The sequence below is a fragment of the Agrobacterium sp. 33MFTa1.1 genome, assembly GCF_004328495.1.
GTDB classification, from domain to species: Bacteria; Pseudomonadota; Alphaproteobacteria; order Rhizobiales; family Rhizobiaceae; genus Agrobacterium; species Agrobacterium pusense.
On the sequence record NZ_CP036359.1, the window covers coordinates 1636201 to 1648229 of the forward strand.

General features: G+C 60.7%; 12 protein-coding genes and 1 riboswitch. Of the genes, 4 read left to right on the top strand and 8 right to left on the bottom strand.

Features of this window, described 5'->3' with window-relative positions; all coding sequences use genetic code 11:
* The first annotated feature begins 28 nt into the window (after positions 1 to 28).
* Positions 29 to 1870, top strand: coding sequence for a sensor histidine kinase (locus EYD00_RS21320; RefSeq protein ID WP_034498214.1), 1842 nt, complete (start codon positions 29 to 31; stop codon positions 1868 to 1870).
* 1 nt (position 1871) lies between these two features.
* Positions 1872 to 3236: a sigma-54-dependent transcriptional regulator gene (locus EYD00_RS21325; protein WP_034498212.1), complete on the top strand. Its 1365-nt coding sequence runs from the start codon at positions 1872 to 1874 to the stop codon at positions 3234 to 3236.
* Between the two features lie 127 nt (positions 3237 to 3363).
* On the opposite strand, the gene EYD00_RS21330 is transcribed toward EYD00_RS21325, so the two are convergent.
* Positions 3364 to 3867 (bottom strand): BA14K family protein, encoded by a 504-nt coding sequence (locus EYD00_RS21330; RefSeq protein ID WP_004438678.1) that lies wholly within the window; start codon positions 3865 to 3867, stop codon positions 3364 to 3366.
* 179 nt (positions 3868 to 4046) lie between these two features.
* On the opposite strand from EYD00_RS21330, the gene EYD00_RS21335 reads away from it, so the two are divergent.
* Complete coding sequence (locus EYD00_RS21335) at positions 4047 to 4757, top strand: GntR family transcriptional regulator (RefSeq protein ID WP_004438680.1); 711 nt, start codon at positions 4047 to 4049, stop codon at positions 4755 to 4757.
* A 66-nt stretch (positions 4758 to 4823) separates the two neighbouring features.
* On the opposite strand, the gene EYD00_RS21340 is transcribed toward EYD00_RS21335, so the two are convergent.
* Complete coding sequence (locus EYD00_RS21340; RefSeq protein WP_006698552.1) at positions 4824 to 6080, bottom strand: D-amino acid dehydrogenase; 1257 nt, start codon at positions 6078 to 6080, stop codon at positions 4824 to 4826.
* A 7-nt stretch (positions 6081 to 6087) separates the two neighbouring features.
* Positions 6088 to 7254 (bottom strand): alanine racemase, encoded by a 1167-nt coding sequence (gene alr / locus EYD00_RS21345; protein ID WP_034498210.1) that lies wholly within the window; start codon positions 7252 to 7254, stop codon positions 6088 to 6090.
* Between the two features lie 127 nt (positions 7255 to 7381).
* Between alr and EYD00_RS21350 the strand changes: the two genes are divergently transcribed.
* Complete coding sequence (locus tag EYD00_RS21350) at positions 7382 to 7840, top strand: Lrp/AsnC family transcriptional regulator (RefSeq protein ID WP_004438693.1); 459 nt, start codon at positions 7382 to 7384, stop codon at positions 7838 to 7840.
* 16 nt (positions 7841 to 7856) lie between these two features.
* On the opposite strand, the gene thiD is transcribed toward EYD00_RS21350, so the two are convergent.
* The 5 genes from thiD to EYD00_RS21375 are packed head-to-tail and all read right to left on the bottom strand — an operon-like array spanning position 7857 to position 11769.
* Positions 7857 to 8654, bottom strand: a complete 798-nt coding sequence (gene thiD / locus EYD00_RS21355; RefSeq protein ID WP_034498208.1) for a bifunctional hydroxymethylpyrimidine kinase/phosphomethylpyrimidine kinase — start codon at positions 8652 to 8654, stop codon at positions 7857 to 7859.
* Positions 8651 to 9313 carry a thiamine phosphate synthase gene (gene thiE / locus EYD00_RS21360; RefSeq protein WP_034498206.1) on the bottom strand — a complete coding sequence of 221 codons (663 nt, stop codon included), beginning with the start codon at positions 9311 to 9313 and terminating at the stop codon, positions 8651 to 8653. Before thiE ends, thiD begins: the two co-directional genes overlap by 4 nt.
* Positions 9300 to 10040, bottom strand: a complete 741-nt coding sequence (locus tag EYD00_RS21365) for a hydroxyethylthiazole kinase (RefSeq protein ID WP_034498204.1) — start codon at positions 10038 to 10040, stop codon at positions 9300 to 9302. Before EYD00_RS21365 ends, thiE begins: the two co-directional genes overlap by 14 nt.
* Positions 10037 to 10987, bottom strand: a complete 951-nt coding sequence (locus EYD00_RS21370) for an ABC transporter substrate-binding protein (RefSeq protein WP_006698547.1) — start codon at positions 10985 to 10987, stop codon at positions 10037 to 10039. The genes EYD00_RS21365 and EYD00_RS21370 overlap by 4 nt, the downstream gene beginning before the upstream one ends.
* Positions 10984 to 11769, bottom strand: a complete 786-nt coding sequence (locus EYD00_RS21375) for an ABC transporter permease (protein ID WP_006698546.1) — start codon at positions 11767 to 11769, stop codon at positions 10984 to 10986. The genes EYD00_RS21370 and EYD00_RS21375 overlap by 4 nt, the downstream gene beginning before the upstream one ends.
* A 128-nt stretch (positions 11770 to 11897) precedes the next feature.
* A riboswitch (TPP riboswitch) is annotated at positions 11898 to 12000 on the bottom strand.
* Between the last annotated feature and the right edge of the window lie 29 nt (positions 12001 to 12029).

Here is a 12029-nt window from a genome sequence, read left to right on the forward strand (position 1 = left end):
TCTGTGCGTAAATCCGCACAATTGGCTTATGAGCCAGATAGAGAATTCACTTCATTCCCAGGCGAAGCGACGGGCGCAATGGCTGGCGCTCGCGGGGCTTTGGCTGCTTATCGGTTTTGGCATGCTGCTTGTCGCCGATGAATTTGCCCGCCATCAGGCCCTGCGTGCGGCGGGTTCCGAGGCCTCCACCGATGCGGAACTGAAGATCGCCCTTTTGAATGTTGCGCTGGAGCGGCCGCGGGCTATTCCGCTGGTTCTTTCCGGCGATCCCGATCTTGCCGTCGCTCTCGATGGCGGCGGCTCTTCGGCTCTTGATCGGCTCAATCGAAAGCTTGAAGGGCTTATCGAAGGAACCCAGTCCTCTGTTATTTACGTGACCGGGCCGACCGGCCTGACCATCGCGTCGAGCAACTGGCGGCAGGCGGACAGCTTTGTCGGTTCCAACTATGCCTTCCGTGAGTATTTTCAGGCGGCGATGAAGACTGGCATGTCCGAACATTATGCGCTCGGCAATGTCAGTCGCCGGCCAGGTCTCTATATCTCCCGCCGGATCGATGCGGCTGATGGCCGGCCGCTTGGCGTCGTGATTGCCAAGGTCGAGTTCAACCGGCTGGAAGCGGACTGGAATATCGGAGGCAAGCCGGTCTATGTCGTCGACAGAAACGGTGTCGTGCTGATGACGAGCGTGCCGGAGTGGCGCTTCAAGACAGTCGCGGCCATCGACGAGGCGCGACGAAACACCATTTCCGAAAGCCTGCAATTCGGCAATGAGGCGCTGGCGACGCTGCCTTTCCGAACGGCTCGATCACTGGGCGACGGTGTTCCGCTCATCCACGTTGATGAGCCGGGGCGCGAACGCGGCGATTATCTTCGGCTGGAAATGCCGGTGCCGACGACATCCTGGACCCTGCATTATCTTCAGCCCGTCGCACCCGCTCTGAATGCCGCCATCCGCGAGGGCAGGGCGGTGGCGCTGGCGACGCTCATGCCGCTGATTGCGCTTTCGGCGCTGTGGCTGTGGCGCAGGCACAAGGCTCTGAAAGAAAAGGAAGAAGAACAAAGGGCCCGCGCCGAGCTTGAACTTAAGGTACAGGAGAGAACCCGAGATCTGACGAAGACGCGCGATCATCTTCAGGCGGAAATCGCCCTGCACGAAAAGACCACCGGGGAGTTGCGCAATGTCCAGCATGAGCTGGTGCAGGCCAACCGCCTTTCCATTCTTGGGCAGGTGGCGGCTGGCGTGGCCCATGAGATAAACCAGCCTGTGGCGACAATCCGCGCCTTTGCCGATAATGCGCGCACTCTGCTGAAGCGTGAACGTCTGGCTGAAGCCAGTGAAAATCTTGAGGACATTGCCGCCCTTACCGAGCGTATCGGCACGATTACCAGCGATCTGAAGATACTCGCGCGCAAGGGCCGAACCGGCGCTGAACCTGTCAGTGTTCGAACCGTCATCGAAGGCGCGGTGATGCTGCTGCGCAGCCGTTTTTCCGGTCAGATGGACGCGCTCGATATTGTCTTGCCCGATCAGGATCTGAAAGTGCTCGGCAGCCGCATCCGGCTGGAGCAAATCCTCATCAATCTTCTGCAAAACGCGCTGGAAGCGACTGAAGCGATTGATACGGCCCGGGTGGAGGTGCGTGTTCGCGAAGAAGGCGACGCGGTTGTAATCTCGGTTGGCGACAATGGCGGGGGCATTCCGGAAGCCATCCGTGCCCAGCTTTTTTCACCCTTCAATACCTCCAAGGAGGGCGGTCTCGGCCTTGGCCTTGTCATCTCAAACGATATCGCTTCGGACTATGGCGGGCGCATTGAGGTGAAGAGTGGCGAGGCAGGCACGTGTTTTTCCGTATATCTGAAGCGAGCATGACATGACGGCGGATGGTACTATATTTCTGGTCGATGACGACTCGCAGCTGCGCAAGGCGATGGTGCAGACGCTGGAGCTAGACGGGCTGCCGGTCACTTCCTTTTCCCGAGCCGAGCAGGCGCTTGCAGCTTTGAGTGAAGATTTCGACGGCGTCGTTATCACTGATGTGCGCATGCCCGGCATGACCGGGCTGGAATTTTTCGACCATGTCCGCAAGATCGATGCGGATCTGCCTGTCATCCTCATTACCGGCCATGGTGATGTACCCATGGCCGTCGATGCGCTCCACAACGGCGCCTATGACTTCATAGCCAAGCCGTTTCCCGCCGAACGGATGGTGGAAAGCGCCCGCAGAGCCCTCGAAAAGCGCCGCCTCGTGCTGGAAAATCGCGCGCTTCGCCGGGCAGCCGGGCAGGCGGAGGACGACCTGCCGCTGATCGGGCAGACGCCCGCCATGGAGCGCTTGCGCATGACGCTCAGGCATATTGCCGATACGGATGTCGATGTGCTGGTGGCCGGCGAAACGGGCAGCGGCAAGGAAGTGGTGGCAACGGCCCTTCATCGCTGGAGCAAGAAGCGCGCCAAGGGCAATTTCGTGGCGCTGAATTGTGGTGCGCTACCGGAAACGGTGATCGAAAGCGAGCTTTTCGGCCATGAGCCGGGGGCATTTACCGGGGCACAGAAAAAACGTGTCGGCCGCATCGAACATTCAAGTGGTGGCACGTTGTTCCTGGACGAGATCGAAAGCATGCCGCTTGCCGTGCAGGTGAAAATGCTGCGTGTGCTGGAAATGCGCGAGGTTTCGCCGCTTGGTTCAAACGAGGAGCGACCTGTCGATATCCGCGTGGTTGCGGCGGCCAAGGTTGACCTTGGCGATCCGGCCGAACGCGGCGCGTTTCGTGAGGACCTTTATTACCGGCTGAATGTCGTCACATTGTCGATACCGCCGCTTCGTGAACGCAGGGCGGATATTCCACTCCTGTTTTCCCACTTCGTCACCAAGGCAGCCAACCGCTTCAACATGCCGGTGCCGCAGATCGGCGCCGGGGTTTCCCGTCGTCTCAACGATCATGATTGGCCTGGCAATGTCCGGGAACTCGGCCATTTTGCCGAGAGGGTAGTTCTGGGGCTTGAGACGGAATTGGCGGCCACATCTGTTCTGCAGTCGGAAATCCCGGCTTCCGGCACCTTGCCGGAGCGTATGGACGAGATCGAGGCGCGCATCATCCGCGAGACACTGGAGCAATCCAATGGCGACGTTGCGGAAACCATCGCCACGCTCGGTATCGCCCGCAAGACTTTTTACGACAAGCTGCAACGCCATGGTATCAACCGGGCGGACTATGTGAAGAACGGCGCGGCCTGAAACTGCGCAGAGGACGACTTATGGCGACAGCGCGACGTCGTCCTGCTCCGACCCCCACTGAAAAGCCGCAGACTTTTCCGTCTGCGGCCTGGCAATAATCGCAGCAATTGCGGCAAGGGCCGTCGTTTCAGCCTGCTACGCAGAAATGACGCTGACCGTCATAATCCGTGTAGGTGCCGGTGCGGGAATTGAAGCTGCGGTAACGCTGCGAGCAATAATCGTACCAGGCGTTGGTCCACGGCTCGATGGTGCGATAGGTCTGGCGCTGATTATAGACGGGGCGGCTGTCGTAAACCGGCTGGGCGCGATAGACCGGCGCCGGGCGATAAACCGGCTGCGGTGCTGGCCGGTAGTAACGATAGTCCGGCTCTTCATAGACATAGCTCGGCTCATAGGCCTGATAACGGCGCGGTGCCGGATCGATATAGACCCGTTCCTCCTCCACCGGTGCCGGGCGGGAAAGGGCGGAACCAACGGCAACACCGGCGGCAAGGCCAAGCACACCTCCCAGAAGCGCCGCGTCGCGGCGGTCGTGGCGGTCCCAGTCACCGGCGGATGCGCTGTTGAAGGGAGCGATGGTTGCGGCGGCGACGGCGATAGCCATAACGGTTTTAGCTGCAAAGGACGACATGGTGTTTTTCCATCCAGGTGGCAGGGTGCTGCCAGTTGCAAATTCGATGGTTAAGGAAATACAGCCCGCCTGCTGAACGGTCGCTGAATGAATTGTGGCAGACCGGCTGTCGCCCACAATTCCCGTTTGCCTGCGTCCCACGCTTCGCGCTAAAACTCGGGAGCAAACAGGACGCGCCCATGAGCCTTGCCCACATAACCGTATCTCCCGATTCATCACATGAGGATCGTGCCCAGGCCATTCGAGACACTTTGCGCGACGCCATTGTCGATCGCCGGCTGGCGCCGGGAACGAAATTGTCGGAATCGGAAGTGGGAACGTTGTTCGATGTCAGTCGCACGGTGGTGCGCGCGGCGCTGCAGATGCTTGCCTATGAGGGCCTCGTGAAGGCCGAGCGCAATCGGGGCGCTTTCGTTTCTAATCCGACGCCCGACGAGGCGCGGCAGGTATTTGCGTCCCGCCGGCTGATCGAGCCCGGCGTCGTTGACGCGGCAATCGAAAAAATCACGCCTGCGGCGGTAAAAAAGCTGCGGGAACATCTGTTGGAGGAGAGCAGGCATCAGCAGGAACGCGGGCCGAGCGCACGGCGGGCCGAAATCAAGGCCTCGGGTGATTTTCACCTGATGCTGGCGTCAATTGCCGGCAATGCCATCCTGGAAAAATTCATGGATGAACTGGTTGCGCGCTCATCGCTGGTCATCGCGCTCTATGGGCGCTCCGGCGTATCGAGTTGCGGTCATAACGAACATGCCGATCTTCTGGATGCGCTGGAGGCGAAGGATGCGGCAAGGGCCCGGGCGCTGATGCTGCAACATCTCAATCATATAGAGGCCGATCTTGACCTTCGTACCAAGGAAGGTCTAGCCCTTAGGGACGCTCTGGCGCTTTAGGACATCGGTGTATCGGCCCTCACACGACGTGCGAGGGCGATATCAGCGGAAACCGCGGCGTGCCGGTCATGCCGCGTAGCGGCTGATTGCCAGATCGTGGGTGTCGATCTCGGGCGTCGCACCGCTGATCATGTCCGCAAGGACGCGCGCGGAGCCACAGGACATTGTCCAGCCGAGCGTGCCGTGGCCGGTGTTGAGGTAAAGGTTGCTGTAGCGGGTGGCACCGATGACAGGCGTACCATCCGGCGTCATCGGGCGCAGGCCACACCAGAATTTCGCCTGCGACTGATCGCCCGCGCCGCCGAACAGGTCTTCCACCGAATGGGCGAGCGTTGCCTGCCGCGCTGCGGGCAAGTCCTTGCTGAAGCCGGCGATTTCCGCCATTCCGCCAGCACGGATGCGCGAACCGAGCCGGGTGATCGCGACCTTGAACGTTTCATCCATCACCGTGGAGACGGGTGCCCGTTCCTCTTTCACAATCGGCACCGTGATGGAGTAACCCTTGACCGGGTAGACCGGCAGGGTCAGACCGAGCTGACGCAGGAACTGCGGAGAGTAGCTGCCAAGCGCGGCGACAAAAATATCCGCTTCCACAAGCCCGCGGGTGGTCTCCACCGCCTTGACGCGTCCTGCCTCAACGATGGGGCGCATGATCCCCGTGTCGTACAGGAAGGTAACGCCCGCTTCTTCCGCCATGCGGGCAAGCTCGGTGGTGAACATGTAGCAGTCACCGGTCTCGTCGCCAGGCAGGCGCAGCCCGCCGACGATCTTTTCCTTCGATGGCGAGAGGCCGGGTTCCACGGCGGCGCAGCCGTCGCGGTCGAGAATTTCGAAAGGCACGCCGCCCGCCGTCAGCACGTCCACGTCCTTGCCGATGGCGTCAAACTGCTTTTGTGTGCGGAATACCTCCAGCGTGCCCTGCATGCGCTGGTCATACTGGATGCCTGTCTCTTCCCGCAGTGCCATCAGGCAGTCGCGGCTATATTCCGCGACGCGCACCATGCGGCTCTTGTTGATGGCATAACGCGCCGAGGTGCAGTTGCGCAGCATCTGGCTCATCCAGCGCCAGGCCGCCGGATCGACCGTCGGGCGAATGATCAGCGGTGCATGTTTCATGAACAGCCATTTCATGGCCTTGACCGGAATGCCCGGCGCGGCCCAGGGCGAAGAATAGCCGGGGGAAACCTCACCCGCATTGGCAAAGCTGGTCTCGAGCGCTGCAGCCGGCTGCCGGTCGATCACCGTCACCTTGTGCCCGGCTTTAGCCAGATACCAGGCGGATGTCACGCCGACGACGCCGGCTCCGAGGATAGTGACGTTCATGATCGTCTCACTTGTGATTGACTGATGTTGAGGCAAAGGCCGGGGTTTCGTCCGGCTGAATATAGGTACGGCGATAACGACGGCCGAAGCCGGTCAGGATTTCGTAGGCGATCGTGCCTGCATCGTCCGCGATGTCTTCAAGCGTTTGCTCGGGGCCGATCATCTGCACGAAACTGCCTTGGGTCAATGTTCCCTCGGGCAGGGCGGATATGTCCAGAATGATGCTGTCCATCGAAACGCGCCCCGCAATCGGCAGGCGCACGCCATCATACCATGCCGCGCCGCGATTGCTGAGCGAGCGCGGCAGGCCGTCTGCATAACCGGCGGCGATGGTCGCCAGACGCGTGGAGCCGGACGCTTCGAAGGAACCGCCGTAACCAACTAGCGAACCGGCGGGAACGGTGCGGGTCTGGATCACGGCGAGATCGAGGCGAACGACCGGCTTCATCGGGTTCGGGCGGTCGGCAGAGGGTGCGCCGCCGTAAAGCGCGATGCCGGGGCGCAGCATGTGGTTGTGGTACTCACGACCCAGAAAAATACCTCCGGAGTTGGAAAAACAGACCGGGACATCAGGAAGCGCAATCGTGGCCTGCCGCATCGCCGACAGCTGTGCCGCATTGCATGCATGGCCCGGTTCGTCGGCGCAGGCGAGGTGGCTCATGACGAAGGCGATGTCGATACCATCGAGCAGTTGCGGCTGGGAAATGAGGGTTTCCAGCTCTTCGGGGGAAAGGCCGAGGCGGCACATGCCGGTATCGATCTGCACGGCGGCTGCAAGTTTCCTACCGAGCGTCTTGGCATGGACCGCCCATTGGGCGATCTGCTCCAGCGAATTGAGAACCGGTGTGATCGCCATGGCGGCGCAGGAGGTCTCATTGCCGGGTTGAAGGCCGTTGAGGACGAAGATCCGCGCCTGGGCGGGAAGACGCAGCCGAAGCGCCAGCGCCTCGTCAATATGAGCGACGAAGAAATGACGACACCCCGCATCGAACAGGGTTTGCGAGACCATATCCGCACCGAGGCCATATGCATCGGCCTTGACGACCGCCGCCGTCTGGGATGCGGGCGCCATCGCCGCAAGTGCCAGATAATTGTCGCGCAATGCGCCGAGATCGATGGTCAGATGGCCGCTTGCACCACCCGCTGCCTGCTGGCGGCTGATCTGCATGTCCATGGTCGTTCACCCTCATTTTTATCTTATGAGAGTATTGCAACGATTATCGAATTTCTTGGCAATTATTCGAAGGAAATGCGATATAATTGGCAAGCGCGCAATTTTCTTTTGCTGATTGGAATTTTCTATGTCGTCACTTGATGCGACCGACCGCCATATCATACGGCTGCTTCGGCTCAACGCCCGCATCAGCAACGCAAAGCTTGCTGCAGAGGTCGGGCTTTCGCCATCCGCGTGCTTGCGTCGCGTCGATATTCTCGAACGGGAAGGGATCATCCGCGGTTACACGGCGCTTACCAGCGGCCTGGCCGGCGGTGAGGTCATTTCGGTTATCGTGCAGATCACGCTCGACCGGCAGACGGAGGATTTTCTCAACCGTTTCGAAAATGCGGTGCGGCGATATCCGGAAATCCGCGAATGTTATCTCATGACTGGCGGTTCGGATTATTTCCTGCGTTGCGAGGCAGAAAGTGCGGGGGATTTCGAGCGCATTCACAAGGAGATACTCTCGAAGCTGCCGGGGGTCTCGCGTATTCATTCGAGTTTCGCGATCCGGAATGTGCTGGCGACGCCGAAGGCGAGGTAGCATCGAGTGTGGGGCTTCACCCCCACCACCGATAAAAATGATGCACCGGCCCCCGCCCATGTCCAACGGCAAGGCTCCGCCCAGCATCAAGCGCCCCATTCAAATAATCTTTCGCCAGCTCCACGGCCTCCAGCAACTCGCTTCCCCTCGCAAGATGCGCCGTGATCGCCGCCGCCAGCGTGCAGCCGGTGCCGTGATCGTTCTTCGTCTCTACGCGTGCAGCGGAAAGCGCCTGCATGGTGCCATCTGCAAACAGATAATCCGTGCTCTCAGGCCCCGCACCATGTCCGCCCTTGATGAGCACCGCTTTTGCGCCCGCTTTCAGGATCGCCGCGGCCTGATGATTGATGTCCGTTTCCGTCTCCGCTATCGGCGTGCCGGTTAAAAGCGCCGCTTCCGGCAGGTTCGGCGTAACGACGGTCGCGATTGGCAGAAGCTCGCGCCGCAATGTCTCGATGGCGTCCACTTGCAGCAAACGGTCGCCTGACGTCGCCACCATGACTGGATCCAGCACCACGGGCTGCGATTGCCGCCGGAGCCGTTCCGCTATGGCTGCAATGGTTTCGATACGGGAAACCATGCCGATCTTCACCGCATTGACGGTGAGATCGGAAAACACCGCATCCATCTGCGCGATGATGGTGGCCACCGAAATATCCTCGACCGCAGTTACGCCTCTGGTGTTCTGTGCGGTGATGGCGGTGATGACGCTGGCGCCATAGGCGCCAAGCGCGGAGAATGTCTTGAGGTCGGCCTGTATGCCCGCACCGCCGCCGCTGTCGGATCCGGCAATGGTCAACGCAATTGATGTCATGGCTGTCTCGCTTTCAGAGTGGCATCGATTGCGGAACGGAACTCCTTGGTCGCGCTGGCAATATCTGCCGCGCGGAAGATGGCGGAGATCACCGCGACTCCATCCGCACCGGCGGCAATGACAGAGGGGACGCGGGAGAGATCGATGCCGGCGATGGCGCCCACCGGCATGTCCGGCCGCCATTCCCTCAGCAGGCCGCGGAGTGTCGAAAATCCATCGATACCCACAGGCTTGTCCGGGTTGACCTTTGAAACTGTGTCGAACACGCCGCCGATGCAGGCGTAATCGGCGGGCATGGAGGCTGCCCGCTCGGCGTCGGCGCGGTTCTTGACCGTGAGGCCGATGATCGCCTTATCGCCAAGAATGCGCCGAGCGGTTTTGGCGTCCATATCGTCGGCGCCAAGATGCACTCCATCTGCGCCCGAGGCGAGCGCAACATCCACCCGGTCATTGATGACGAGCGGCACGCCGGTGCCGGCGATGGCCTCGTGGATGGCGCGGGCGTTTTCGATCATCTCCCGTGTCGAGCCGTGCTTGTCGCGATATTGCAGGATGGTCGCGCCATTAAGTGCAGCCGCCAGAGCAAGCTCAAAGAGAGGCGCGACATCGCCGAGGCTCCCATCCACAAGCGCGTTGAGGCGGTAATCAACCTTGTTCATTCTCGATCCTCGCATGATTGATGATATCCTCGCCGGTAATCGCCGAAAGCGCGTCCAGGAATGCCGGTTCGAACGTGCCGGGACCTCTGGCACAGGACGCGGCCAGTTCGGCGGAGACGCCGGTGACGGCAAGGGCGGACGCCGCCGCTGCCAAAGCATCCCGTTCCACGGCCATGAAAGCAGCGATGACGCCCCCCGAGAGGCAGCCCGTACCCGTTACCTTAGCCATCCAGGGATGGCCGTTTACGATCCTGACGCGTCGCGTCGCGTCGCTCAGGTGATCGACCGGCCCGGTTTCGATCCTGATTGCATCTGGCACCTCGTCGATCAGTCTCATTTCTGCACGGTTGCCACGCACGATCGCGGGAGAGAGAGTGATGAGCTCACGCGCGAAGGCCAGCCGGGATGGAGAATAGTCACAATGCACGGGGTCGACGATCCAGGGCTTGCCTGAGGCGTTGGCGATCTTCACTGCCAGCAGGATAACCTTGCGCCGTTCCGCATCCAGCGTGCCGAGATTGATGGTCAGCGCATCCGCCTTGGTAACGAAGCTTTCGATTTCCTCCAGCGACGTGGTCATGGAGGGAATGCCGCCGACACCGGTAATCCCGTCGGCGGTGAATTTTTGCACCACGGTATTCATAAGGCAATGTACGCGCGGACGCGCTTGCCTGACTTTTTCAAGGATTTCGGCGGCCTGCGTGGTCGTGGGGAAAGGGATTGTCATGGCTGCTGTAGCTCCACGGCGATTTCGTCCGCCGCCGGCGCCTGCTTGATGAGCTGCATTTCCTGCATGAAGGCGCCAAAACGCGCATAGCGGGCGCGGTCGAGTGCGGCAGGGCGCTTGGCAAAACGCGGCACTGTGTCGAAGAAAGCCTGCTTATTCAGTGCGTCATCGAGATTGGGATAGGCCTTGATGAAAAGCTGCCAGGATTCCTGCGGGTGATTGGTGATGAAAATAGCGGCCTGTTCCACGGCGGAGAGGAAACGCGGCAGGCGGCTGTCTGTTGCGAGATCGCGATGGGTGACGAAGATCAGCTCGTCATAGGCCGGAACACCATGTTCCTCGGGAAAGAAGGATCGGCCTTCGTGGCCCTCGAGCTTCATCTGCGTCAGTTCGAAATTGCGGAAACCGCCGAGCGTGGCGTCCACCTTGCCGGCGATGAGCGATGGCGACAGGGAGAAATTGACGTTGATGAGTTCCACATCGTCTTTCGTCAGACCGTCCTTTTCCAGCATGCGCTTCAACATGGCATCCTCGAAGCCGGATACGGAAAAACCGACTTTCCTGCCCTTCAGGTCCTTCAGGCTTTTGATCGGTCCGTCAGCCAGCACGGTGACGGTGTTTAGCGGCGTTTCGACCAGTGTGCCGAAACGGACGAGCGGCAGGCCGGCATCGTGGTCGAGATAGAGGTTGGGCTGGTAGTGCACGCCGATATCGGCCTGTTTTGCCGAAACGAGGCGCGGAACGGCGGAAGGATCTGCCGGAGGAACAAGTTCAACTTCGAGCCCCGCATCCGCAAAAAGGCCCCGCTCTTTCGCGATGACCATCGGCGCATGGTCGGGGTTCACGAACCATTCCAGCAATACCGTAAGCCTGTCGGCCGCCTGTGACTGAACGGGGGCAAATATGCTTGTCGCCGCGACGACGAAAGAAAGAAGAGTTCGCTTCATGATGCTGAAAGTCTCCGTAAATACCCGAAAGGAATGGTGTGTTCTGTTTCCCTGGCCCAGGGCGCCAGATGGGCGGTGGCGCGATCCACCGCCAGTCGCAGCAGCACCGCCATGATGGCGAGTATCGCCATGGCGGCGAACATCGTGTCGGTCTGCATGCGGGCGTTTGACTGGATCATCACGAATCCAAGCCCTGCCGATGCGCCAACCCATTCGCCAATGACAGCGCCCAGCGGTGCGAGGGGTGCGGCCACCCGCAGCCCGGAGATAAGCGAAGGCAGTGCCAGTGGCACGCGCAACCGGGTGAGAACCTGCCAGTGGCTTGCCTGCGTCAGCGAGGCGGCATCGAGAATGGCGCGATCCGTCCGGTTGAGGCCATCGGTGAAGGAGGAGGCGACGGGAAAGAAGATGATGATCGCTGTCATCACCGCTTTCGAGGCCATGCCGAAGCCGAACCAGAGGACGAGGATGGGCGCCAGCACGAAGACCGGAAAGGCCTGCAAAACCAGAACCATCGGCCAGACGAGGCGACCGAGACGGGGGATTGCCGCGATGGAGAAAGCCACGAGAATACCGACCAGGACGCCGGCCGTCAGTCCAACGGCCATTTCGAGAAATGTAACCATGGCCTGCCCCAACAGGAAACCGGGGTGGCGCAGGAAGGCCGCGGCGACATCGGCCGGCGCCGGCAGGATATAACGGGGTGGGGAGAACAGCCATGTGCCTGCCTGCCAGAGAACAAGCAGGAGACCGACACCGTTCAACGCATGGGCGGCACGCATGAGCCGAACCTCAGACGCAGACGCACCGGGTGCGACGGACAAAAACTTTCAGCATCATCATTCGGTCTCCACACGTGACAATCGCGGAGATCAGGACAAAGCGGAGAAGAGAAAGGGCAGCGCCTCAAAGGCGCGACAGTTTCCGTTCCTACGCCGGCATGATCCGGATCAGGTTCAAGGGTCCGGCTCAACGCCATCTCAGCACCGTCTGGTGCTCCCCTCGGAATGGGTCGGAAACTGTCGTTTTTTTAGCTGGCTGT

Excerpts from the sequence above, each read along its gene's own strand:
- EYD00_RS21375 (WP_006698546.1), bottom strand. The coding sequence starts at position 11,769 with ATGCGTGCCGCCCATGCGTTGAACGGTGTCGGTCTCCTGCTTGTTCTC.
- thiE (WP_034498206.1), bottom strand. The coding sequence starts at position 9,313 with ATGAACAAGGTTGATTACCGCCTCAACGCGCTTGTGGATGGGAGCCTC.
- EYD00_RS21370 (WP_006698547.1), bottom strand. The coding sequence starts at position 10,987 with ATGAAGCGAACTCTTCTTTCTTTCGTCGTCGCGGCGACAAGCATATTT.
- EYD00_RS21340 (WP_006698552.1), bottom strand. The coding sequence starts at position 6,080 with ATGAACGTCACTATCCTCGGAGCCGGCGTCGTCGGCGTGACATCCGCC.
- EYD00_RS21325 (WP_034498212.1), top strand. The coding sequence starts at position 1,872 with ATGACGGCGGATGGTACTATATTTCTGGTCGATGACGACTCGCAGCTG.
- EYD00_RS21350 (WP_004438693.1), top strand. The coding sequence starts at position 7,382 with ATGTCGTCACTTGATGCGACCGACCGCCATATCATACGGCTGCTTCGG.
- alr (WP_034498210.1), bottom strand. The coding sequence starts at position 7,254 with ATGGACATGCAGATCAGCCGCCAGCAGGCAGCGGGTGGTGCAAGCGGC.
- EYD00_RS21335 (WP_004438680.1), top strand. The coding sequence starts at position 4,047 with ATGAGCCTTGCCCACATAACCGTATCTCCCGATTCATCACATGAGGAT.
- EYD00_RS21320 (WP_034498214.1), top strand. The coding sequence starts at position 29 with ATGAGCCAGATAGAGAATTCACTTCATTCCCAGGCGAAGCGACGGGCG.
- EYD00_RS21365 (WP_034498204.1), bottom strand. The coding sequence starts at position 10,040 with ATGACAATCCCTTTCCCCACGACCACGCAGGCCGCCGAAATCCTTGAA.
- thiD (WP_034498208.1), bottom strand. The coding sequence starts at position 8,654 with ATGACATCAATTGCGTTGACCATTGCCGGATCCGACAGCGGCGGCGGT.
- EYD00_RS21330 (WP_004438678.1), bottom strand. The coding sequence starts at position 3,867 with ATGTCGTCCTTTGCAGCTAAAACCGTTATGGCTATCGCCGTCGCCGCC.